This is a genomic window from Pseudomonas sp. NFXW11, from assembly GCF_049887815.1.
In the GTDB taxonomy this organism is placed as follows: Bacteria; Pseudomonadota; Gammaproteobacteria; order Pseudomonadales; family Pseudomonadaceae; genus Aquipseudomonas.
Genome location: NZ_JAGEKI010000002.1, coordinates 122070 through 145145 on the forward strand (window position 1 = coordinate 122070; position 23076 = coordinate 145145).

Below are 23076 nucleotides of genomic sequence, written 5' to 3' on the forward strand. Positions count from 1 at the left end.
ACGTGAGCGAAACAGCCTTGCCTAAAGATGAAGTCCAGCCGGTGCCCGAGACGCCGGCTGAAGCCGCGACCCCAACCATCGAGCGTCGTGGCAGCGGGTTGGCGATATTGGCCCTGCTGCTGGGGGCGGCCGGTGTCGCCGTTGGCGGTTGGGGTGTCTGGCAGGTGCGCAACCTGCAAGCCAATCACCAGCAGCAGCTGAGTCAATTGCAGGCTCTGGGCGATCAGACCCAGAGTTTCAAGCTCAGTGAGCAACGCTTGACTGCGCGCCTGGAACAATTGCCGGCCGCCGATGAACTGGAAGATCGGCGGCGCCTGGTGGCCCAGTTGCAAGGTGATCAGCAGCGCCTGAGCCAGCGGCTGGAAACCGTGCTTGGCGCCAGCCGCAAGGACTGGCGCCTGGCCGAGGCCGAGCACCTGTTGCGCCTGGCCAGCCTGAGGCTGTCGGCGTTGCAGGACATCAGCAGCGCCCAGGCCCTGGTTCAGGGTGCCGACGATATCCTGCGCGAGCAGAACGATCCGGGTGCCTTCGCCGCCCGCGAGCAACTGGCCAAGAGCCTGGCAGCCCTGCGCAGCACCGAGCAGCCGGATCGCACCGGGCTGTTCCTGCAACTGGGCGCCTTGCGTGAGCAGATCCTGCAGCTCAGCGCCGTGGCGCCGGAGTACAAGGATCGCGGCGACACCTTGCTCGGCCTGACCGCCGATGGCGATGGCGCCAGCCGTTGGGCGCAGTGGTGGGATCAGATCTCGCGCTATTTCCGCATCGACTTCAATGCCGACAAGAACATCCGGCCATTGCTCGCCGGCCAGGGCCTGACTCAGGTGCGGCTGGCCCTGAGCCTGACGCTGGAACAGGCGCAATGGGCGGCCTTGAATGGCCAGGCGGCGGTCTACACCCAGGCCTTGAATGAAGCCCGCGATGTGCTGCTGGGCAACTTCAACCAGGACAACCCGCAAAGCAAACTGATGCTCGAGCGCCTGTCCGAACTGAGCAAGCAGCCGGTGACCGTGGTCACCCCGGACCTGGCCAAGACCCTGAGTACCGTCCAGGCCTACCTGGAGCGGCGCAACCTGAGCGTTGAAGAGTCGGTCAAACCATCGGCCAAGCCTGGGGCGAACGGCGCGCAGGAGACCAGCCCATGAAGCGCGCCTATGTGATTGTGTTGCTGGTCATCGCGGCCATCGGCCTGCTGGGCCTGGCCATTGCCGAGCATCCCGGTTACGTGCTGATCGCCTATAGCAACTTCCGCTATGAATCGAGTCTATGGGCCACCCTGGCCCTGGTGGCGCTGGTGTGGTTGCTGATCTGGGGCATCAAGCTACTGGTCGAGCTGGTGATGGTTTCCGGTGGCGTGGTCAACCCCTGGTCGCGGCGCAATCGCAGCCGACGGGTGCAGATCGCCATCGAGCAGGGCCAGATGGACCTCGCCGAAGGCCGTTGGGCCAGCGCGCAGAAGCATCTGCATCGCGCCGCCGAGGCCGAGCGCCAACCGCTGTTGTACTACCTCGGCGCTGCTCGTGCGGCCAACGAGCTGGGGCACTATGACGAGTGCGATGCGCTGCTGGAACGGGCGCTGACCCGCCAGCCCCAGGCCGAGCTGGCAGTAGCCCTGAGTCACGCCCAGCTGCAGACCGATCGCGGCGATACCGAAGGGGCCCTGAGCACCTTGCAGGCCATGCACGAACGTCATCCCCATAGCGTTCAGGTGCTGCGTCAGCTGCAGCGCTTGCACCAGCAGCGCGGTGATTGGCCGGCGCTGATTCGCCTGCTGCCGGAGCTGCGCAAGGACAAGGCGCTGCCGGCCAGCGAGCTGCAGGAACTGGAGCGCCGGGCCTGGGGCGAGAACCTGGGCCTGGCCGCCCGCCGCGAAGAGGATCAGGCAACCGGCCTGCAATCCCTCAACCGCGCCTGGCAGCAATTGACCGCAGCGCAGCGCCAGGAGCCACAACTGGTGGCGGCCTACGCCGAGCAACTGCGTCAGCTGGGGGCTGGAGCCGAAGCCGAAGAGGCGCTGCGCACCGCCCTCAAGCGTAAGTATGAAAGCCATCTGGCACGGCTGTACGGCCTGGTGCGGGGCGGCGATCCGTCCCGTCAGTTGCAGACCGCCGAGCGCTGGCTGAAAGAGCACGCCGGCGATCCAAGCTTGCTACTGACCCTGGGGCGCCTGTGCCTGCAAAACAGTCTGTGGGGCAAGGCCCGGGACTATCTGGAAAGCAGCCTGCGCTTGCAGCGCGACCCCGAAGCCTGTGCGGAACTGGCTCGGCTACTGGCACAGTTGGGTGATACCGAGCGCAGCAATCAACTGTTCCAGGAAGGCCTGGGCATGCTCGACGAGCGTCTGCTGGCGTCGCCGCTGCCGGTTCCGGCGCGGGCCTGACGTCGGCCTGGGGCCGGTTGCCTGGCGATGGGCAACCGGCCTTTTTCTGTCCGTGGTTCCGGGTTTGTCCGTTCTCCTTCATCGATCAGCTGCGGCATGACGCTTCTTGAAAGCCGCGAGCGCTTTCTCTACCGTGGCTGCCTGTTTCTTCCGTTACGGATATCTCATGTCGCTGGCCGGCTCCCGCTTGCTGTTCTCCCTGGTGTTCCTGTTGGGGGCCCTGGCCTCGTGGGCGGCGTTCAACCTGCAATCCGGCGGCAGCCTGGAATCCTGTCCGTTATGGGGTGTGCAACGCTTGCTGCTGTTGCTGTTCGGTGGCGTCAATCTGCTGGCAGTGGTGCAGGGCCCCGGGCGTCGTGGCCGGGGTATCTACTGGAGCCTGAACCTGCTGCTGGGCGTACTCGGCGTGATCACTGCCGGGCGGCATGTGCTGCTGCAGAACATCCCTTCCGAACAGCTCCTGGCCTGCCTGCCAGACCTGCCGTTCATGCTGCGACAGCTGTCCTGGTGGCAGGCGCTGCAACTGACTTTCATGGGCACCGCCGACTGCGCCGAAGTCACCTGGACCCTGCTGGACATGAGCCTGCCGGAGTGGAGCCTGCTGTTTTTCCTGGTCATGCTGGTCTTCAGCGCATACCGTCTATTGCGCCTGTTGCGAGGCGCGCGCCAGGCCGCAGCGTTGCCCTGAGTCAGTGTTTGCTGGCGGCCAACGGATTAAACGCTTGTATGAACATTATCGCCTGCGTACCTTGATGCTGTTGTCGAGCGGGCATAATCTGCCCGCACCTGTCACTGCAATTTTGTTGCTCCATGCTGTTCGCTCGACCGCATCCAGAGTCTCCAAAAAATGGGGGGCGGCGGGCAGCGGCATGACCCATAAGGGAAGAGAGATCGCCATGCTCGAAAGTTGTCAGAATGCTCAGGAACGTTGGGGTGGAGTGCATCTGCTGATCGATCGCTGGTTGCAGGATCGGCACGAGTTGGTTCGAGCCTATGACGCATTGGGCGCTGCGCCCGAAGCCCTGAGCGAGAGCAAGCAGCCCTTGCAGGAGTTCTGCGGGATCCTGGTGGACTACGTCTCCGCCGGCCATTTCGAAATCTACGAACAGCTCACCGGCGAAGCCAAGGCCTTTGGCGACAAGCGCGGGCTCGAGCTGGCCGACACCCTCTATCCACGTATCGACGTGATCACCAAGAAGCTCCTGGCGTTCAACGACCTGTGTGATGCAGGGCAGTGCGTGGCGCAGAAGTTCAAGGAGCTGGGTGGTCTGTTACACGAGCGCTTCGAGCTGGAGGACTGCCTGATCGAAGTGCTGCACAACGCCCATAAGCAGGAGGCGGTGGCCCAGGCCTGAGCAGGCTCGCGGGTTACAAGGAAACGGCACGCCAAGGCGTGCCGTTTTGCGTTCTGCGACTTAGCCGGCGACGCCCAGCAATTCGATCTCGAACACCAGCGGGGTGTAAGGCGCGATCAGGTCGCCGGCGCCTTCGGTGCCATAGGCCTGGTTCGAAGGAATCACCAAGCGCCATCTGGCACCTGTGGGCATCTGGGTCAGTGCGCTGCGCCAGCCGGTGATCACGCTGTCGAGGCGAAACCATTGTGGCTGCTGATTCTGATCGAACACCGTGCCGTCGGGCAGGCTCCCGGTGTAGCGCACCTGCACCGAACCATTGGCGCTGGCCTTGTTGCCGCTGCCGGGGGCCAGCTCGGTCAACAGGATGCCATCGGCCAACTGGCGAACCCCGGGCTTGGCCTTTTCCGCATCGAGAAAACGTCGTTCATTTTCCAGCGCCGCTTCGGTCTGCGACTTGGCTGCCAGCTCGCTGACCTGCGCATCATGCTGGGCAAGAATCTGCTCCATGCGCTCGTTCTTGAGCGCCAGTGGCTGGCCTTGGTAGGCCGCCTTCAAACCTTCCACCAGGGCCTGGATCTGCAACTCGGGAACCTCGTCGCGCAGCCGTTCGCCGAGGCTCGCGCCCAGGCTGTAGGCAAGGTCGTGAGCGTCGTTGGACGGCGCTTCGGCAGCGGCCTGAGCCAGTGGCAGGCACAGGCTCAAGGACAAGAACAGGTAACGCGACATGGGCACTCTCCGGCCTGAGTAGCGGTGGATTATGCCAGCGACAAAGCATGGGTTGGTGAGCAACTTCGAAGACCACGAAGAACATTTTCAAGCGGCTGCAACGCGGGGCTTTGCTTACTGTCAACATGCCCTAGCGGCGGTAGCAGCAGAGGTCTAGTATGAGCCGCAACTCACGTCAGCCAGGAGGTACACCATGTCGGCCAATAAGAAGCCTGTAAATACTCCGTTGCACTTGCTCCAACAGCTGTCGGGCAGCTTGCTCGAACATTTGGAAAACGCTTGTTCCCAAGCCTTGGCTGATGCTGAAAAACTGCTCGCCAAGCTGGAAAAACAACGCGGCAAAGCCCAGGAAAAATTGCACAAGTCGCGCACCAAACTGCAGGACGCCGCAGCAGCCGGCAAAGCCAAGGCACAAGCCAAGGCCAAGGACGCAGTGAAGGAACTCGAAGACCTGCTGGACGCACTCAAAGAGCGTCAGGCACAAACCCGCAGCTACATTCTGCAGCTCAAGCGCGATGCCCAGGAAAGCCTGAAACTGGCCCAGGGCGTAGGTCGTGTGAAGGAAGCAGTGGCCAAGGTATTGAGCACTCGTGATGCCAAACCAGCTGCAGTTGCCGCGACCAAGGCACCTGCCGCCAAGCCTGCTGCCAAGGCATCGGCCAAGCCCGCCGCGAAAAAACCGGCTGCTGCCAGCGCCGCCAAACCAGCGGCCAAACCGGCAGTGGCCAAGGCCGCCGCAGCTAAACCTGCTGCTGCCAAGCCTGCCGCAAAAGTCGCTGCAGCCAAGCCTGCGAGCAAACCCGCCGCCAAGCCCGTAGCCGCCAAGCCAGCTGCTAAACCGGCAGCAAAACCCGCTGCCAAAGCAGCAGCCAAGCCTGCGGCCAAAACTGCAGCGGCCAAACCCGCTGCCGCGAAACCAGCCGCCAAGCCGGTAGCTGCCAAGCCAGCCGCCAAGGTTGCCGCAGCCAAGCCTGCGACCAAGCCAGCCGCTAAACCCGCTGCCGCCAAGCCAGCCACATCGGCTGCCAAACCGGCTGCTGCCAAGCCGGCCGCGAAAAAACCGGCCGCCAAGCCAGCCGCCAAGCCTGTTGCGGCGAAACCCGCTGCTGCCAAACCCGCTGCACCTGCAGCCGCTGTGGCCAAACCTGCGGCTCCGGCTCCGGCCGCATCGCCAGCACCTGCCGCTGCATCTGTTGCCGCTCCGGCTGCCGCCGCCAGCACCCCTTCCAGCGCTTCCTAAGTGCTGCTCACCGCGACGCGCAGCACTTGCAGCGCGTCGCGGTTGCCTTCGGCGGCCTCGGCCGCCACCCCTTCCAGCCAGTCATCCAGGCTCCCTGCTTGAGCGTCGGGCCACTCCCGCGAGCGTTCCTGCAAGCGCAACAGCAACTGCCGTTCCGCCTCCAGTTCCAGGCCCTTGAGTTGTTCGCGCAAGGCATGCAAATCGCTGTCCTGACAGGCTGCCGCGCGCCAGCCGATACGCAGGTCGCGCAGGGGTTGGATCACCTCGCGATGCCAGGGCGTGGCCAGTTCCTGCAACTGCTGCAAGCGTTGTTCATTGCACGTCACTCCACGCTGGCCCAGCCAGGCGCCACAGAGCAGCAGGCAGACATTGGCCCCGGCATCCTGTAGTTGCAGGCAGGCCTGTTGCACGCCGGAAAGGGCGTAGGTGTTCAGGGAAAAATTCCACAGGTCAGAGGACATATCGCTACTCGCGCCAGTTGCGAACGAAGCTGGTAGACTCCGCCGCCATTATGATTCGACTTCAGAACCTGACTTTACAGCGCGGCCCGCAACGTCTGCTAGAAGACGCCGAGCTGACCCTGCACGCCGGCCAGAAAGCCGGCCTGATCGGTGCCAACGGCGCCGGAAAATCCAGCCTGTTCGCCCTGTTGCGCGGGGAGCTGCACCCGGATTCGGGCGACTGCTTCTTGCCCGCCGACTGGCGCATCGCCCATATGCGCCAGGAGGTCGATACCCTCGAGCGCCTGGCCGTGGACTATGTGCTCGACGGTGACCTGCGCCTGCGTCAGGTGCAGCGTGACCTGGCCGCCGCCGAAGCCGCCCATGACGGCGCCGCCCAGGCCCGGCTGCATGCCGAGTTGGACAGCGCCGACGGCTACACCGCCGATGCCCGGGCGCGCAAGCTGCTGGCCGGCCTGGGCTTCAGCAACGAACAGATGGACCGCCAGGTCGGCGACTTCTCCGGGGGCTGGCGGATGCGCCTGAACCTGGCCCAGGCGCTGATGTGCCCGTCGGACCTGCTGCTGCTCGACGAGCCCACCAACCACCTGGATCTGGATGCAATCCTCTGGCTGGAAGAGTGGCTCAAGGGCTACCCGGGCACCTTGCTGTTGATTTCCCACGACCGTGATTTCCTCGATGCCGTGGTCGATCACGTGGCCCACGTCGACCAACGCAAGATCACCCTCTATCGCGGTGGCTACAGTGCCTTCGAGCGGGCCCGTGCCGAGCGTCTGGCGCAGCAGCAGCAAGCCTACGAGAAGCAGCAGGCGCAGCGTGCGCACATGGAAAAGTACATTGCGCGATTCAAGGCCCAGGCCACCAAGGCCCGTCAGGCGCAGAGCCGGATCAAGGCCCTGGAGCGCATGGAAGAGCTGTCGGCGGCCCACGTCGACTCGCCGTTCGACTTCACCTTCCGTGAGTCGACAAAGATTTCCAGTCCGCTGATCGACCTCTCCGATGCCCGCCTGGGGTATGGCGAGCGCACGATCCTGGAGAAGGTCAAGCTGCAGCTCACCCCGGGTGCGCGGATCGGCCTGCTGGGCCCCAACGGTGCTGGCAAGTCGACCCTGATCAAGAACCTCTCCGGCGAGCTGTCGCCGCTGGCCGGGCGCCTGACCCGGGGCGAGAACACGGTGGTGGGCTACTTCGCCCAGCACCAGCTCGACTCCCTGGACTCCAAGGCCAGTCCGCTCCTGCATCTGCAGCGCCTGGCGCCCACTGAGCGTGAGCAGACCCTGCGCGATTTCCTCGGCGGTTTCGACTTCCGTGGTGCGCGGATCGACGAGCCGGTGCTGAATTTTTCCGGTGGTGAAAAGGCCCGCCTGGCCCTGGCGCTGATTGCCTGGGAGCGCCCGAACCTGTTGCTGCTCGACGAACCCACCAACCACCTGGATCTGGAGATGCGCCTGGCCCTGACCATGGCCCTGCAGGAGTTCAGTGGTGCGGTACTGGTGGTGTCCCACGATCGCCATCTGCTCAAGAGCACCACCGACAATTTCTTCCTGGTGGCGGACGGCAAGGTCGAGGAGTTCGACGGCGACCTGGACGACTACGCCCGCTGGCTGGTGGACTACCGCCTGCGCAATGCGCCGGTCAGCAACACCCCGGCCAACCCGGACAAGACCGACAAGAAGGCCCAGCGCCAGGCCGCCGCGGCCCTGCGCCAGCAGCTGGCACCGCACAAGCGCGAGGCCGACAAGCTGGAAGCCGAGCTGGGCAAGCTCCATGGGCGCCTGGCGCAGATCGAGACCCGCCTGGGCGACAGCGGCCTGTACGAAGCTGCGCGCAAGGATGAGTTGCGCGACCTGCTGGCTGAGCAAGCCAAGCTCAAGGCTCGGGAAGCCGAGCTGGAAGAGGCCTGGATGGAAGCCCTGGAATTGCTGGAAAGCATGCAGGCGGAACTCGAGGCGCTGTCCTGATGGAGGCCTTGCAACAGGCCCTGCCGGCGCAATGGGTTGCCCCCTTGTGGCTTGCGCTACAGATTCTGCTGATTCTCCTGGCCGGCTACCTGGCCCAGCGGTTTGTCGCTCGCGGCCTGACCCGTCTCGGCCAACGCTATCCCTTCCCCCCGCAATTGCTGATGCCGCTGCGGGGCGGCCTGCGCTGGCTGATCATGGGCAGCGCGGTGATCTTCGTGCTGGAGCGCCTGGGGGTTTCCGCCACGGTGCTGTGGACCGCACTGTCGGGGTTTGTCGCGGTGGCGGCAGTGGCGTTCTTCGCCATGTGGAGCGTGCTCTCCAACCTGTTGTGCGCAATTCTGATCTTCACCGTCGGCCCCTTCCGCCTGGGGGATGTGGTGGAACTGGTGGACACCTTGGACAAGCCCGGGATCAAGGGCCGCGTGGTGGCGATCAACCTGCTCTACACCACCCTGATCGAGCCCGAGGAAGCCGGCACCGGCAGCGCCATGGTGCAAGTGCCCAACAGCCTGTTCTTCCAGCGCTCGGTACGCCGTTGGCGCGGCAGCGACATACTGCCCGGCGACACCCAGTAGCCGCGGATATTCCCTCCTGTACGGGCGCACTGCGCGCCCCTGCTCGCCATGGCGGGCCGATCTTGCATCTTGCGTGAAAAAAATATGGTCAGCCGCCGGGCAGAGGAATAGCTTAGGCAGTCAAGACCCATTCGATCCGAGGTGTGCGATGTTGCTTGAAACATGGCTGGCGTTCTTTGCCGCCAGTTGGGTAATCAGTCTTTCCCCGGGCGCCGGCGCCATTGCGTCGATGTCCTGCGGCCTGCAGTACGGTTTCTGGCGCGGCTACTGGAACGCCCTGGGCCTGCAACTGGGCCTGGCCATGCAGATCGCCATTGTCGCCGCCGGCGTCGGCGCCATTCTTGCGGCTTCGTCCACCGCCTTCTATGCGATCAAGTGGTTCGGCGTGGCCTACCTGGTGTACTTGGCGGTCAAGCAATGGCGGGCGCTGCCCAGCGACCTCAGCGATGACGCCGCCATCCGTCCCATCGGCAAGCCCCTGGCCCTGGTGTTCCGCGGCTTCCTGGTGAACATCAGCAACCCCAAGGCCCTGGTGTTCATGCTCGCGGTGCTGCCGCAGTTCATCGACCCCCATGCGCCCCTGCTCCAGCAGTACCTGATCCTCGGCGCCACCATGATAGTGGTCGACCTGATCGTCATGGCCGGCTACACCGGGCTGGCGTCCAAGGTCCTGCGCTTGCTGCGGACCCCGGTGCAGCAGCGGCGGATGAACCGCACTTTCGCCGGCCTGTTCCTCGGCGCGGCGGGCCTCTTGGCAACCATTCGCCGAGCGGCGGTGTAGGTTTTCCAGGCACAAAAAAAGGCGACCCGAGGGTCGCCTATTTCATGGCTCAGCCATTCAGCGCAGGATCACCGGCGCGGTATCCCGCGGCAGGTTGTTGTGCTGTGGCGCCTGGCCCTGCGACTCGTAGCCGCCGCGACCCAGTTGCTCGGCCATCTGCCGGGTAACGTCTTCGCCCAAGGCCTTGGAGACCTCGCGGACCACTCGTGGCCGGTTCAGCGAGACGCGAATGTCGCGGCTGTTCACCAGCTTGGTGTCCTGGCCTTCGCCCATGGCGGTGAACGCCGAGGTGATCTCGAAGGTGCGGGTGTTGATCAGGCTGAAATCCGCCACCAGGGTCAGGCCCAGCACCGCCGAGTAGCTGTCGGTGTTGGCCAGTTCGTTGACGTCCTGGGTGAAGTCGATGTCCGACACGGTGCCGAACAGCACATAGTCGGCACCCTTGAAGTTACCGGCCTTGATGCGCTTGATCACGTCATAGACGTTGGCCTTGGACGCATCGGTGTGGGGCGAACCCTGCACCAGCTGGAACATCCCGGACTTGAGAATCCCGCCCTTGATGTCGCCGGTGAACTTGCGCAGTTCACCTTCCTCGATGTAGCTGGTGCTGGCTTCCAGTTCGTTGTAGCTGGCCGAACCGCTGGAGCTGTAGTAGCCCTCGCGGTAGTTCTGCTGGGCCGAGACCACGTGAATGTATTCCTGCACACGTTCCTGGTAGGCCAGGTCCATGACTGCGACTTTCGGGGCCGCCTGCGCGCCGAACGCACAGGCCAGGGCCAGGATGCCAATCCATGCACGCATTGCTTAGCGCTCCGTGGTCTTGCGGATCTCTTTCTCGTCCATCCATTCGGCCAGACCGCTCTCGACGTCGATCAGTTGCAGGCTGAATTTGTAGAAGACGTCCTTGTAGTCGCTGCTGCGCTTGACGATCGAGCTGATCGAACCTTCAAGACGGTATTTGGCGGCGATCATGTTGCCGGTCTTGGCCACGGTGCCTTTCTTGTACAGGCCGCTCTGGTTCTGCAGCTTGAGCTGGTCGACCTGGCTCTGCATGGCGGTGTTGTCGCTGGCGAAGCGGGCGGTGCCGGACTTCATCAGCTGGGTCTTGATCGAGGTGGTGATCTCGCGGGTATCGATGTACTCGCTGGTCTTGTTCTTCACGTCGTAGACCTGCACCACCGGGCGACCCTGGAGGATGCCGGACTGGGCCAGGGAGCGAGTCATGGATTCGGCGATCATCTGCAGGTCGGTGGAACCGAACTCGTTGGTCACCAGTTCCACGGCCTTGCTGTCGCCGTAGCCGATGTTCTTGCCACCCAGTACCGGGGAGTTGTTGGCGCAGCCGCTGGTCAGCAGGGCGACCACGGCGAGGAAGGAAAAGCGTGCAAACATGGATGTGCTCTCTTGATCGGGTTCAGGAACGGCTTACTGGGTTTTGACTTCCAGGCGGAAGTCGGTGGCCTTGGGCACCGGCGCGATGGCCGGCAGGAAAGTGGCCTGGGCCGCGTACAGGTTGAAGACTTTCCAGCTTTCCTCGTCGGCGACCGGGAAGCCGTCGTCGCCCAGCCAGACGAAGCGGTAGTACATGGTCATGTTGGTGTGGCTGGTGTTGTTCAGCGCCACCTTGACCGTCAGGAAGCCGTTTTCACGGGCTACCCGCATCGCACCGATGGCGATGTTGTTGAACTTGTTCATCACCACCACCTTGCTCGCGGCGCTGCCGGGAGCTGGAGGTGGAGGGGTGGCACAGCCGGCCAGAAGGGCCAGTGCGGCAACGGCAAGAAGCTTCAAGCGCATGGAAATCTCCGCTTAGGGGCGTTGGTTGCTGGCCATGTTCTGGCCGGCGTTGTTCGGGATGACATGAGCGGCCAGGCCGCTGCTGAATACCTGGTTGCCAATGACCCGCAGGGCGATCACCTGGTAGCGGCGCTCGACCTTGACCTGCACCTGGCTACCGCCCAGGGCGTTGGGCAGGCTCAGGCTGTGTTCGCCCTGCTTGAGGCGCAGGCGCACCACTTGGGTGTTGTCCGGCAGGGTGCGCCAAGTGCGGGTGTCCGCGCCTTCGGTAACGGCCGACGCCAGGCCCACGGCCAGGCCGGCCAGCGGGTTGACCTCATTCAGGTTCTTTTGCGCCACGCCACGGGTCACGGCGCGTACGGTGGTGCGCAGGATGATCCCCGGCATGTCGTCACGCAGGGCGCGGCGGGACATGGCGGTGGTGCTGTTGAGCAGGGTCAGTTCCTGTTGCTGGCCATCGACGCCGATCTGCGCGAAGGCCTGGGTCGAGGTGTCGGGCTTGATAACAGGGAACGACAGCGGGGTGATCACCAGATTGCCGTTGATCGGCAGCGGCAGGGGAATGCGCACCGAGTCACGGGCCGGGGCCAGGCCGCTTTGCACCACGATCAGCACGTCGCTTTCATCCGCCGCCAGGGCTGGCGCAGCCGGTGCCTTGAGCGGTTCCTTGGCCGAGGCTTTGGTGGCGTTCTTGCGCTTGGACTTCGAGGATTTGGTTGCGGCCTCTACCTTCACCGGTTCCACGGGGGCATCCAGGTTCAGCAGGGCCTGCTCCAGCAGCGGGGTGTTGGGACGCAGCTCGGCGGCCTTGCGGTAGCCGGGGGCTGCCAGGTCCTTCTCGCCCAGGGCTTCGTAGACAAAACCTGCCAGGTAGTGGCTGAAGGCGCTCTGGTAGCTATTTTTCAGGCCGACCACATCCGGGGCGTCGAGGGCGGCCACCGGGTAGCCCTGGAGGTCCTTGTACTCGGTCTTGATCCCTTGCTTCTCGGCCTCGTCCTCGCGCTTGAGGTATTCCTTGTCCCGCAGTTCGGCGATCACCGCTTCGCGCTCGTGGGTCTTCTTGATCGCGGTGCGGGCGCCGTCGAAGTCGTTGTTGGCCAGCAGGTTCATGGCCATCTGGGTAGTCAGCATGACTTTTTCGTAGTCATAGCCTTCGTAGCGGCGGACCTTGTCGTTGACCAGGAAGCTGCCGAACTGGGCCAGGTACTTTTCAGTGTCGAGCTTGACCGAATCTTCCCACACGCCTACCACCTGATCGGCATGGCCCCAGGCGGCCTGGCTGCCATCGAGATCGCCCTTGGCCCGCAGCAGCTCGCCCTTTTCGAAGTAGTAGAGCAGGTCCTTGTCTTCACCCTTGTTGTTCTTTTCCAGCAGGGTCAGGGCCGCCTCGACATTGCCGGAGCGCAGTTGCTGATTGGTTTCCTGAAGCTCGTTGTCGTAGCTGCGAAAGGCCGAGCAGCCGGCAAGCAGGGTGACTGCGCTGAGCGCAAGGGTGGTGAGGGCGCGGGATGCCATGGGTACTTCTTCTTCCCTGAATGAGACAGCCTGGCGTGCGGGTCGGGCTGGACGGACCCACTGACAGGAACAATGGCTACCCTGCCAATTCCTCATAAACAGAGGAGCTCAAATGCCATCTAGCAATAAAGAGGGCGCGGCATTATAGACGCGGTTTCCGGTGCTGTAATGGCTTTTTAACCTCAATTTGATTGAGGCTGGCCACTATATGAGCCGCTGCTCATTGAGTGCCGGACAGGGCGGCACAAGCTTCTGTAAGCGCTGCCAGGCGCCTTGCAGGCAGGCTTGAAGCAGCGCTGCAGGGCAGGCCGGTATCGCTCGAAGATGTTTCTGCGGGTCGATAAGCCTTGAGTGAAAGCCTTTGGGAGTGAACAATATGTTACTTCGTATTTCCCTTTGAGAATCGTTCATGACTGCCTCTTCCCGTTTACTGGCGCTGCTGGTGTTGCCGGTACTGGTGCTCTGCAGCTTCAACCTCCGGGCCGATACTGTCGATGGCGCACCCAAGGCCTTGCATCTGCTGGATTACATAGGCGCGGATTACCCGGCCACGGTGGAGGCGGGCAAGGTCATCGACGAGTCCGAGTATCGCGAGCAGGTGGAGTTTCTCGGGGTCTTGCAGGGGTTGATCGCCGATCTGCCGGCCAAGCCGGAGAAGGCCGAGCTGGAGCAGGGCGTCGCCAACCTGCGCAAGGCGGTGGCCGAACGTGCAGAGGGCAGTCAGGTGGCGCGTCTGGCGCGGCAGACGGGTGCTCGCCTGGCAGTGGCCTATGAGGTCAGCCAGGCGCCGATCATCACCCCGGACCCTAGTCGCGGCGCGCCGCTGTATGCCCAGCATTGCTCGGTGTGCCATGGCGAACAGGGTGCTGGCGACGGTCCGGCGGGGGTCGGCATGACGCCGCCACCGGCCAATCTGCGGGACGCCACGCGCCTGGACCGCCTGAGCCTGTATGCCATCTACAACACCCTGGGGCTGGGAGTGGAGGGCACCGATATGCCGTCCTTCGCCGACCAGCTGGACGATCGTCAGCGTTGGGACCTGGCCACCTATATCGCCAGTTTCAGTGCCGACCCGGCGACGGCCAAGGGTGCCCAGAGTTTCAACCTGGCCGACCTGGCCCGGCAGACCCCTGGCGAGGTGCTGGCCGCCCAGGGCCCTGAAGCGGCGGCCACCTTCCGCGCCCAGCGCGCCCAGCCGCCGCAGGTCAAGCGTGGCCCGGCGCAGTTGCTGGACTACACCGCCTCGACCCTGGACAAGAGCCTTGCGGCCTATCGCAATGGCGATCACGAGCAAGCCTACGACCTGTCGGTAGCGGCCTACCTGGAAGGCTTCGAGCTGGTGGAAAGCTCCCTGGACAACGTCGATGCCACGGTCCGCAAAGACACCGAGAAGGCCCTGATGGCCTACCGTCAGTCGCTGCAGGACGGTTTGCCGGTGGCCCAGGCGGAGCAGCGCCTGGATGCTGCCAAGGCCAAGCTCAAGGCTTCTGCCGAGCTGCTGGGGGGCGACAGCCTGAGCTGGTCACTGAGTTTTATCTCCGGCTTGCTGATCCTCTTGCGCGAAGGCCTGGAAGCCATTCTGGTGCTGGCGGCGATCCTCGCCTTCCTGCGTAACACCGGCCAGCAATCGGCGGTGCGCAGCGTCAACGTTGGCTGGGGCCTGGCGCTGCTGGCGGGCCTGGGCACCTGGGCCCTGGCGGCCTATGTGATCGACGTCAGCGGTTCCCAGCGCGAACTGCTGGAAGGCGCCACCGCGCTGTTCGCCAGCGTCATGGTGCTGTGGCTCGGGGTGTGGATGCACGACCGTCGGCATGCGGCGGCCTGGCAGGACTACATCAAGAGCAGCCTGGTGGGCGGCGGCGGGCGCTTCGGTTTCGCGGTGCTGGCGTTCTTCTCGGTGTATCGCGAGCTGTTCGAGGTGATCCTGTTCTACGAAACCCTGTGGCTGCAAGCAGGTCCCGCCGGGCACAACGCCGTGCTGGCCGGCGGCGCCACCGCCCTGGTGCTGCTGGTGGGCCTGGCATGGGTGATTCTGCGGGGTTCGGCCAAGTTGCCTTTGGCGCTGTTCTTCGGCATCAACGCGGCGCTGCTCTGCGCCTTGTCGGTGGTGTTTGCCGGGCACGGGGTCAAGGCGTTGCAGGAGGCGGGGATCTTCGGTACCCGGCCTGTGCCGTTCTTCGACTTCGACTGGCTGGGAATTCACGCCGACGCCTATTCGTTGGGCGCTCAGGCGCTGGCGATCCTGGCGATCGTGGTGCTCTACAGCCGCAGCCGCATGGCCGAGAAGCAGCGGGTGCGGGCGTCCTGAGCCGGCAACGGGGCTGATCGCGGGCAAGTTCGTTCCCATGGGGGCGGCTTGCCCGTTGTGCATTCTGTGAGGAGCGTTGCAATGCGTGTGTGGATCGATGCCGATGCTTGTCCCAAGGCGGCCAAGGAGCAAGTGGTGCGTTTTGCCCTCAAGCGCCAGTTCGACGTGCTGTTGGTGGCCGGGCAGCCCCTGAGCAAGCCGGCCTTTGCCTGTGTCAGGCTGATCGTGGTGCCCAGTGGTCCCGATGCCGCCGATGACTATTTAGTGGAGCACGCGGTGCCCGGTGAGCTGGTGATCTGCAGCGATGTGCCGTTGGCCGATCGGCTGGTGAAGAAGGGCGTGGCGGCCCTCGATCCGCGGGGCAAGGAGTTCGATGCGCAGAACATGGGCGAGCGCCTGGCGGTGCGCAACCTGTTCACCGACCTGCGCGAGCAGGGGCAGGTCAGTGGCGGCCAGGCGCCCTATGGCGACCGGGAGAAACAGGCGTTTGCCAATGCCCTGGACCGAATCCTCACCCGCCTGGCACGCCAGGCCTGAGACTACAGGCCGGGGTTGCAGCCGGTTTTAGTGGGTCAGTTCCAGTACCCGGTCCACCAGCTTGTTGATGCCCGAAGCGGCTTCGCTGATGGATTGCGCCAGCATATAGGCCGGGGTGCTCACCAGTTTGCGTGCCTTGTCCTCGACTATGTCGCCCACTGCGCACTCGGCGTGGCTGGCGCCCATCTTGCCCAGCGCCGCAGCGGTGTCGGCATCGTTGCCGATGGTGCAGGTTACGCCGGGGCCATAGATCTTCGCCGCCAGGGCCGGGGCGATGCACATCAGGCCCACCGGCTTGCCCGCTTCGGCAAAGGCCTCGGCCAGGGCCAGGACATCGGCCTGGACGGTGCAGGCGGCGCCCTCGGTGGCGAAGCTGGAGAGGTTCTTGGCGGCGCCGAAACCGCCGGGCACGATCAGCGCGTCAAAGTCGTCGACATTGGCCTGGGCCAGGTCCTTGACCTCGCCCCGGGCGATGCGCGCCGATTCCACCAGCACGTTGCGGCTCTCGGCCATGGCTTCGCCGGTCAGGTGGTTGAGCACATGCATCTGGGGGATGTTGGGGGCGAAGCACTGCACCTTGGCACCGCGCTGGTCGAGGCGCAGCAGGGTGATCACGCTTTCGTGGATCTCGGCACCGTCGAAGACGCCGCAACCGGAAAGGATCACTGCAACTTTTTTGCTCATAGGGCTTTTCTCCAGATTCATGGCGCTAAAGGTCTGGCGGATTGTCGCCGCTCGCCAAGGCGGCTGTCACGGTGCAGTGGGGTGATGCTGGGCCGAAACGCTGCAAGGCGGCAGCGGCCATGGGTCAGCTGCAGGCTTGCGGTTCCAGAGAGTGGCACAGTTGCAGCAGGCCGCATGACTGCGGCCAGGATCTCACTCGGCCGGGGTGGTCGGGGGCTTGGCCTGCCCGGCGGTCTGTTCCGCCTCGTAGATCTGCCTGGCCAGGCGCGCGTTCTTGAACCGCCGCCGCAGCCACAGGCAGAAGCCCAGTACCAGCAGCGCACCCAGTACCCAGAGTTCGTACTTCTTGATGCTGCCAAGCATGCCTTCCATCATCGCGCCGAAATGGTAGGCGGCCTGGGCCAGGGCCACGGCCCAGACTGCCGCGCCAATGCCGTTGAGCAGCAGGTAGCGGCCCGGCGGATAGCCGGACAGGCCGATGGCCACCGGCATCACGGTGCGCAGCCCGTAGACGAAACGGAAGCTCAATACCCAGATGTCCGGGTGCTTGCGGATATGCTCCAGCGCCCGGTCGCCCATCATTTGCCAGCGCGGCTTGCGCGCCAGCAGCTTGCGGCCATGCTTGCGCCCCAGGAAGTACCACAGCTGGTCACCGGCATAGCTGCCGAAGAAGGCAACCACCATCACCAGGTTGATATCCATGTATCCGCGGAACGCTAGAAACCCGGCTAGAACCAGAATGGTTTCGCCTTCGAAAAACGTGCCGAGAAAGAGGGCGAAGTAGCCGAAATCCTGAAGAAATTGTTGGAGCATTGTCTGGATGCTGGCGAAATGAACGCGCAGCCTACCCCTTCATCGACGTTCGCGAAAGTATCGAAATGTGTCTCGACGTGAACAAATCGGCCAATAACAATGAGTATTGCTGCCGGTCAACAGCTTGCGCACAACTGTCATCTGTTCGTCATAATGCCCGCTTATAACTGTCACGCTCGCCCGCCAGCGCGGGCCATGGAGTCCGTCGTGAGCTTTACTCCCGCCAATCGCCTGTTTCCTGCCACTCGTCTGCGGCGTAATCGCCGTGATGATTTTTCCCGCCGCCTGGTGCGTGAGAATCGGTTGAGCGTGGATGACCTGATCCTGCCGGTGTTCGTGCTCGATGGTGAGAACCGTCGCGAGGCGGTGGCCTCGATGCCCGGCGTCGAGCGCCTGAGCATCGACCTGCTGCTCAAAGAGGCGGCGCACTGGGTCGAGTTGGGCATTCCGGCCCTGGCGCTGTTTCCGGTGACGCCCGCTGAACTCAAGTCGCTGGATGCAGCCGAAGCCTGGAACCCGCAGGGTATTGCCCAGCGCGCCACCCGTGCCCTGCGCGAACGTTTCCCTGGGCTGGGGGTAATCACCGACGTGGCCCTGGACCCGTTCACCACCCATGGCCAGGACGGCATTCTCGACGAACACGGCTATGTGCAGAACGACATCACCGTCGATGCCCTGGTGCGCCAGGCCCTGTCCCATGCCGAAGCCGGTGCCCAGGTGGTGGCGCCTTCGGACATGATGGATGGACGGGTGCAGGCGATCCGCGAGGCCCTGGAACTGGCGGGGCAGGTCAATGTGCGGATCATGGCCTATTCGGCCAAGTACGCCAGCGCCTACTACGGCCCGTTCCGCGATGCGGTGGGCTCGGCGCTGAACCTGGGCAAGGCCGACAAGGCCTCGTACCAGATGGACCCGGCCAACGGTCACGAAGCCCTGCATGAAGTGGCGGCGGACCTGGCGGAAGGCGCGGATATGGTCATGGTCAAGCCGGGCATGCCGTACCTGGACATCCTTTGGCGGGTGAAAGAGGAATTCAAGGTGCCGACCTTTGTCTATCAGGTCAGCGGCGAATACGCCATGCACATGGCGGCGATCCACAATGGCTGGCTGGGCGAAGGGGTTATCCTTGAGTCCCTGACCGCTTTCAAACGTGCGGGTGCCGATGGCATCCTGACTTACTTTGCCGTTCGTGCTGCTCAATTGTTACGAGAGCAAAAATAGCCCTCCCAGGAACACGCGATGAATACTGAAGGACTCTCAGAAGTTGCCGTAAAAGAAGCTCAGCCGGTGGTCGAGCAGGTGGTTGAAACCCCGCCCGAGCTGGAACCTGCACCGGCCGCCGTGGTGGCCGAGGCGCAGCCGACGCCGGCGCTGGTGATCCCCAACCTGGACGACAGCAGCCTGTATATCCACCGCGAGCTGTCGCAGCTGCAGTTCAATATCCGCGTGTTGGAACAGGCACTGGATGAGTCCTACCCGTTGCTGGAGCGCCTGAAGTTCCTGCTGATCTTCTCCAGCAACCTGGACGAGTTCTTCGAGATCCGCGTGGCCGGCCTGAAGAAGCAGATCACCTTCGCCCGTGAGCAAGCCGGGGCCGATGGCCTGCAGCCGCACCAGGCGCTGGCGCGGATCAGCGACCTGGTGCATGGCCATGTCGATCGCCAGTACGCGATCCTCAACGACATCCTGTTGCCGGAGCTGGAGAAGCACCAGATCCGCTTTATCCGTCGTCGTCACTGGACCACCAAGCTCAAGACCTGGGTGCGGCGCTTCTTCCGCGACGAGATCGCGCCGATCATCACCCCCATCGGCCTGGACCCGACGCACCCCTTCCCGTTGCTGGTGAACAAGAGCCTGAACTTCATCGTCGAGCTCGAGGGTATCGATGCCTTCGGTCGCGATTCCGGCCTGGCGATCATCCCGGCGCCGCGCTTGTTGCCGCGGATCATCAAGGTGCCGGAAGAGGTCGGCGGCGCGGGGGACAACTATGTGTTCCTCTCGTCGATGATCCACGCCCACGCCGATGACCTGTTCCAGGGCATGAAGGTGAAGGGCTGCTACCAGTTCCGCCTGACCCGTAACGCCGACCTGGCGGTGGATACCGAGGACGTCGAAGACCTGGCCCGGGCCCTGCGCGGCGAACTGTTCTCCCGTCGCTACGGCGATGCGGTGCGCCTGGAAGTGGCCGATACCTGCCCCAAGCACCTGTCGGACTACCTGCTCAAGCAGTTCAACCTGCACGAGACCGAGCTGTATCAGGTCAATGGCCCGGTGAACCTGACCCGGCTGTTCAGCATCACCGGCCTGGACAGCCATCCGGAGCTGCAGCACCCGCCGTTCACTCCGCAGATCCCCAAGCTGCTGCAGAACAGCGAGAACATTTTCAGTGTGATCAGCAAGCAGGACATCCTGCTGCTGCACCCGTTCGAGTCCTTCACTCCGGTGGTCGACCTGCTGCGCCAGGCCGCCAAGGACCCGCACGTACTGGCGGTGCGCCAGACCCTGTACCGCTCCGGCGCCAACTCGGAAATCGTCGACGCCCTGGTGGACGCGGCGCGCAACGGCAAGGAAGTCACCGCGGTGATCGAATTGCGCGCGCGCTTCGATGAAGAGTCCAACCTGCAGATGGCCAGCCGCCTGCAAGCAGCCGGCGCGGTGGTGATCTACGGCGTGGTGGGCTTCAAGACCCACGCCAAGATGATGCTGATCTTGCGTCGCGAAGCCGGCGAGATCGTGCGTTACGCGCACCTGGGCACCGGCAACTACCATGCGGCCAACGCCCGCCTGTACACCGACTACAGCCTGCTGACGTCCGACGATGCCTTGTGCGAAGACGTCGGCAAGCTGTTCAGCCAGCTGATCGGCATGGGCAAGACCCTGCGCATGAAGAAGCTGCTGCACGCGCCGTTCACCCTGAAGAAGGGCATGCTCGACATGATCGCCCGGGAGACCCAGTTCGCCCTGGACGGCAAGCCGGCGCATATCATCGCCAAGTTCAACTCGCTGACCGATCCGAAGATCATTCGCGCGCTGTACAAGGCCAGCCAGTCCGGGGTGCGCATCGACCTGGTGGTGCGTGGCATGTGCTGCCTGCGTCCGGGGATTGCCGGGGTCTCGCACAACATCCACGTGCGCTCGATCATCGGCCGCTTCCTCGAGCACACCCGGGTGTTCTACTTCCTCAACGGCGGTGAGGAGCAGATGTTCCTCTCCAGTGCCGACTGGATGGAGCGCAACCTCGACAAGCGGGTCGAGACCTGCTTCCCGGTGGAAGGTAAGAAGCTGATCCTGCGGGTCAAGAAGGAGCTGGAAAGCTACCTCACGGACAACACTCACAGCTGGAGCCTGCAGTCCGACGGTCGTTACATCCGTAACACGCCGACCGGCAACCAGAACCCACGCAGTGCCCAGGCCACTCTGCTGGAGCGCCTTGGCAGCCCGGTATTGCCGGTGCGCTAAGCGCTTTGGGCAACCACAAAAAAGGCCAGCCCGATCACCGGGCTGGCCTTTTTTATGCGCTGGCCCGTAGGAGCTGGCTTGCCAGCGAAGGCTGCCTCAAGGGCGCTGCAATACTTGAGGGCCTATTCGCCGGCAAGCCGGCTCCTAAAAAGCGTTTGCGCCGGATCAGCTGACGTTGAGCACGATGCCGACCCGGGTCAGCCATTCCGCTTCCAGGGCGAAGTCGGCCTGGGTCAGCTGGTTTTCATCCAGCCAGTTGGCCGGGAATTCCAGGTCCAGCTGGTCGCCTTCGGCGCTGAGTTTCACCTGGGGCATCTGCTGGGTGCCGCGGATATGGTGGAACAGGATGGCGAAGCGCAGCAGCACGCAGAGGCGGATCAGCTTGATGCCGTCGTCGCCGAACTCGGCGAACTTCTCCTTGGGAATATTGCGGCGATGGCCGCGCACCAGCAAGGCGAGCATTTGCTGGTCTTCCCGGGAGAAACCGGCCAGGTCCGAGTGCTCGATCAGGTAGGCGCCGTGCTTGTGGTAGTGGTAGTGGGCGATATCGAGCCCCACTTCGTGGACCTTGGCGGCCCAGCCCAGCAGTTCGCGCCAGATGCCGTCTTCCAGGTCCCAGTCGGCGGCCACCTGGTCGAAGGCGCGCAGGGCCTTGCCTTCGACCCGCGAGGCCTGCTCCAGGTCGACGTGATAGCGCTCCATCAGCGAGCCGAGGGTGCGTTCGCGCACGTCTTCGTGGTGATGGCGGCCCAGCAGGTCGTAGAGCACGCCTTCACGCAGGGCGCCTTCGCAGTGGTCCATGCGTTGCAGTTCCAGGGCGTCGAAGATGGCTTCGAGAATCGCCAGGCCGGCGGGGAAGATCGCCCGGCGATCGGGCTTGATGCCTTCGAAATCGATTTTCTCGGCATCGCCGAGCTTGAACAGCTTGCGCTTGAGCCAGGCCAGGCCTTCGGCGTTGACCTCACCGCTGCCTTGGCCGCCGGCCTTGAGGGCCAGGCCGATGGCGCGAATGGTGCCGGAGGAGCCGATGGCTTCGTCCCAGGTCAGGCGATGCAGGGCATGCTCGATGCTCATGATTTCCAGGCGCGCGGCGGTATAGGCCTGGGCGTAGCGTGCCGGGGTGATCTTGCCGTCGCGGAAGTAGCGCTGGGTGAAGCTGACGCAGCCCATCTGCAGGCTTTCCCGCAGCAGCGGTTCGAAGCGCTGGCCAATGATGAATTCGGTACTGCCGCCGCCGATGTCGGCCACCAGGCGCTTGCCCGGGGTGTCGGCGAGGGTGTGGGAGACGCCAAGGTAGATCAGGCGGGCCTCTTCACGGCCGGAGATGACTTCCACCGGATGGCCGAGGATTTCTTCGGCGCGGCGAATGAACTCGCCGCGGTTGCGCGCTTCGCGCAAGGCATTGGTGCCGACGATGCGCACGGTGCCCTGGGGCATGCCGTTGATCAGTTGGGCGAAGCGCTTGAGGCAGTCGAGGCCGCGCTGCATGGACTCTTCGTTGAGCTGGCGTTCTTCATTGATACCGGCGGCCAGTTGGACCTTTTCACCCAGCCGCTCGAGAATGCGGATTTCACCGTTCCGGGCCTTGGCCACGACCATGTGAAAGCTGTTGGAGCCCAGATCGATCGCGGCGATCAGGGACAGATTCTTGGCTTGGGATTGGGGCATGGTTGGGGGTCTCGGTCGATAACCTCGCCATCCTGCCACGATCAACGGCCTGCGCCAACGCACAGTGTCCAAAGGCTTGATTCAACTCATAAAAGCATTCGCCAGAGGGGTGTGGCATCGATCTCCCGAGGGGTTTCCAGGCAAAAGCGGGCGAGTGGGCGTGTCGACCAGCGGTTTATGTTCCCTGGGTGAACCGGCGAAAGCCCTGTGCGGGTACGTCTGGCAGCATTGGTGGGGGCTTTGCCAGACGCGCCTGTTGCGGCTTTGAGCTATACCCAAATCCATGGGGCACCATAGTTAGAGTCAATCATCTCCGGCTTCCTGAACGCGGGAAGGGCAGATATGATGGGCCACGTTTTTTTGCTTACAACCTGGAGAATTCCATGAGCAGCGATCTTATCAAACACGTCAGCGATGCCAGCTTCGAGACCGACGTACTCAAAGCCGAAGGCGCTGTACTGGTCGACTACTGGGCTGAGTGGTGCGGCCCATGCAAAATGATCGCTCCGGTTCTGGACGAAATTGCTGAAACCTATAAAGGCAAACTGACCGTTGCCAAGCTGAACATCGACGAAAACCAGGAAACCCCGGCCAAGCATGGCGTACGTGGTATCCCGACCCTGATGCTGTTCAAGAACGGCAACGTAGAGGCCACCAAGGTAGGTGCGCTGTCGAAGTCGCAGCTGGCTGCCTTCCTCGACGCCAACATCTAAGTGTCGATTTAGCGCCCTGGAAAAGCCCCGCAAAATGCGGGGCTTTTTCGTGATAGAGGGCTAGACGCTCCGAAATTCAGGTGTTACATTCGGCCCCGCACTGGTT

The 23076-nt window shown here is 63.7% G+C and carries 22 protein-coding genes; 13 read left to right on the forward strand and 9 right to left on the reverse strand.

Annotation, left to right across the window (positions count from 1 at the left end):
- Positions 1 to 2: 2 nt before the first annotated feature.
- The 4 genes from J4P02_RS03785 to rsd all read left to right on the forward strand — a co-directional run bounded on the left by J4P02_RS03785 (position 3) and on the right by rsd (position 3732).
- A complete protein-coding gene (locus J4P02_RS03785; RefSeq protein ID WP_426187916.1) occupies positions 3 to 1142 on the forward strand; it encodes a uroporphyrinogen-III C-methyltransferase in 1140 nt (379 codons plus the stop codon).
- Positions 1139 to 2377, forward strand: coding sequence for a heme biosynthesis protein HemY (locus J4P02_RS03790; RefSeq protein WP_426187918.1), 1239 nt, complete (start codon positions 1139 to 1141; stop codon positions 2375 to 2377). The genes J4P02_RS03785 and J4P02_RS03790 overlap by 4 nt, the downstream gene beginning before the upstream one ends.
- A gap of 166 nt (positions 2378 to 2543) precedes the next feature.
- The gene (locus J4P02_RS03795) at positions 2544 to 3065 is read left to right on the forward strand and encodes a disulfide bond formation protein B (protein WP_426187920.1); all 522 of its coding nucleotides are present in this window, start codon (positions 2544 to 2546) and stop codon (positions 3063 to 3065) included.
- A 208-nt stretch (positions 3066 to 3273) separates the two neighbouring features.
- Entirely contained in the window at positions 3274 to 3732 is a 459-nt protein-coding gene (gene rsd, locus J4P02_RS03800; RefSeq protein ID WP_426187922.1) for a sigma D regulator, read from the forward strand.
- A 60-nt stretch (positions 3733 to 3792) separates the two neighbouring features.
- On the opposite strand, the gene J4P02_RS03805 is transcribed toward rsd, so the two are convergent.
- Complete coding sequence (locus J4P02_RS03805; protein WP_426187924.1) at positions 3793 to 4458, reverse strand: FKBP-type peptidyl-prolyl cis-trans isomerase; 666 nt, start codon at positions 4456 to 4458, stop codon at positions 3793 to 3795.
- 193 nt (positions 4459 to 4651) lie between these two features.
- On the opposite strand from J4P02_RS03805, the gene J4P02_RS03810 reads away from it, so the two are divergent.
- Positions 4652 to 5698 (forward strand): AlgP family protein, encoded by a 1047-nt coding sequence (locus J4P02_RS03810; RefSeq protein WP_426187926.1) that lies wholly within the window; start codon positions 4652 to 4654, stop codon positions 5696 to 5698.
- On the opposite strand, the gene J4P02_RS03815 is transcribed toward J4P02_RS03810, so the two are convergent.
- On the reverse strand, positions 5695 to 6159 hold the full coding sequence (locus J4P02_RS03815) for a TIGR02444 family protein (RefSeq protein ID WP_426187928.1): 465 nt from the start codon (positions 6157 to 6159) through the stop codon (positions 5695 to 5697). The two genes, J4P02_RS03810 and J4P02_RS03815, sit on opposite strands and share 4 nt — an antisense overlap.
- A 50-nt stretch (positions 6160 to 6209) precedes the next feature.
- On the opposite strand from J4P02_RS03815, the gene J4P02_RS03820 reads away from it, so the two are divergent.
- From J4P02_RS03820 to J4P02_RS03830, 3 genes are all read left to right on the forward strand, one after another.
- Positions 6210 to 8120 (forward strand): ATP-binding cassette domain-containing protein, encoded by a 1911-nt coding sequence (locus J4P02_RS03820; RefSeq protein ID WP_426187930.1) that lies wholly within the window; start codon positions 6210 to 6212, stop codon positions 8118 to 8120.
- Complete coding sequence (locus tag J4P02_RS03825; protein WP_426187932.1) at positions 8120 to 8695, forward strand: mechanosensitive ion channel domain-containing protein; 576 nt, start codon at positions 8120 to 8122, stop codon at positions 8693 to 8695. The genes J4P02_RS03820 and J4P02_RS03825 overlap by 1 nt, the downstream gene beginning before the upstream one ends.
- Positions 8696 to 8843: 148 nt before the next feature.
- A complete protein-coding gene (locus J4P02_RS03830; protein WP_426187934.1) occupies positions 8844 to 9476 on the forward strand; it encodes a LysE family transporter in 633 nt (210 codons plus the stop codon).
- A gap of 57 nt (positions 9477 to 9533) precedes the next feature.
- On the opposite strand, the gene J4P02_RS03835 is transcribed toward J4P02_RS03830, so the two are convergent.
- The 4 genes from J4P02_RS03835 to J4P02_RS03850 are packed head-to-tail and all read right to left on the reverse strand — an operon-like array spanning position 9534 to position 12788.
- Entirely contained in the window at positions 9534 to 10277 is a 744-nt protein-coding gene (locus J4P02_RS03835) for a penicillin-binding protein activator LpoB (protein WP_426187936.1), read from the reverse strand.
- A 3-nt stretch (positions 10278 to 10280) separates the two neighbouring features.
- Positions 10281 to 10868 carry a penicillin-binding protein activator LpoB gene (gene lpoB, locus J4P02_RS03840; protein ID WP_426187938.1) on the reverse strand — a complete coding sequence of 196 codons (588 nt, stop codon included), beginning with the start codon at positions 10866 to 10868 and terminating at the stop codon, positions 10281 to 10283.
- 33 nt (positions 10869 to 10901) lie between these two features.
- A complete protein-coding gene (locus tag J4P02_RS03845; protein WP_060841665.1) occupies positions 10902 to 11273 on the reverse strand; it encodes a YcfL family protein in 372 nt (123 codons plus the stop codon).
- A 12-nt stretch (positions 11274 to 11285) separates the two neighbouring features.
- Complete coding sequence (locus J4P02_RS03850) at positions 11286 to 12788, reverse strand: COG3014 family protein (RefSeq protein WP_426187940.1); 1503 nt, start codon at positions 12786 to 12788, stop codon at positions 11286 to 11288.
- Between the two features lie 409 nt (positions 12789 to 13197).
- On the opposite strand from J4P02_RS03850, the gene J4P02_RS03855 reads away from it, so the two are divergent.
- Positions 13198 to 15096: an FTR1 family protein gene (locus J4P02_RS03855; RefSeq protein ID WP_426187942.1), complete on the forward strand. Its 1899-nt coding sequence runs from the start codon at positions 13198 to 13200 to the stop codon at positions 15094 to 15096.
- 81 nt (positions 15097 to 15177) lie between these two features.
- Positions 15178 to 15633 (forward strand): YaiI/YqxD family protein, encoded by a 456-nt coding sequence (locus J4P02_RS03860; protein ID WP_426187944.1) that lies wholly within the window; start codon positions 15178 to 15180, stop codon positions 15631 to 15633.
- A gap of 27 nt (positions 15634 to 15660) precedes the next feature.
- Here J4P02_RS03860 and elbB read toward each other — a convergent pair whose 3' ends face one another.
- Entirely contained in the window at positions 15661 to 16317 is a 657-nt protein-coding gene (gene elbB / locus J4P02_RS03865) for an isoprenoid biosynthesis glyoxalase ElbB (protein ID WP_426187946.1), read from the reverse strand.
- Between the two features lie 192 nt (positions 16318 to 16509).
- Positions 16510 to 17130 carry a DedA family protein gene (locus tag J4P02_RS03870; protein ID WP_426187948.1) on the reverse strand — a complete coding sequence of 207 codons (621 nt, stop codon included), beginning with the start codon at positions 17128 to 17130 and terminating at the stop codon, positions 16510 to 16512.
- A 207-nt stretch (positions 17131 to 17337) separates the two neighbouring features.
- Here J4P02_RS03870 and hemB point away from each other — a divergent pair, with 207 nt between their 5' ends.
- A complete protein-coding gene (gene hemB / locus J4P02_RS03875; protein ID WP_426187950.1) occupies positions 17338 to 18351 on the forward strand; it encodes a porphobilinogen synthase in 1014 nt (337 codons plus the stop codon).
- Positions 18352 to 18369: 18 nt separating this feature from the next.
- Positions 18370 to 20589: a polyphosphate kinase 1 gene (gene ppk1 / locus J4P02_RS03880; protein ID WP_426187952.1), complete on the forward strand. Its 2220-nt coding sequence runs from the start codon at positions 18370 to 18372 to the stop codon at positions 20587 to 20589.
- A 165-nt stretch (positions 20590 to 20754) separates the two neighbouring features.
- Here ppk1 and ppx read toward each other — a convergent pair whose 3' ends face one another.
- Positions 20755 to 22257 (reverse strand): exopolyphosphatase, encoded by a 1503-nt coding sequence (gene ppx / locus J4P02_RS03885; RefSeq protein ID WP_426187954.1) that lies wholly within the window; start codon positions 22255 to 22257, stop codon positions 20755 to 20757.
- 383 nt (positions 22258 to 22640) lie between these two features.
- On the opposite strand from ppx, the gene trxA reads away from it, so the two are divergent.
- Positions 22641 to 22970 (forward strand): thioredoxin TrxA, encoded by a 330-nt coding sequence (gene trxA / locus J4P02_RS03890; RefSeq protein WP_044465682.1) that lies wholly within the window; start codon positions 22641 to 22643, stop codon positions 22968 to 22970.
- Positions 22971 to 23076: the final 106 nt, after the last annotated feature.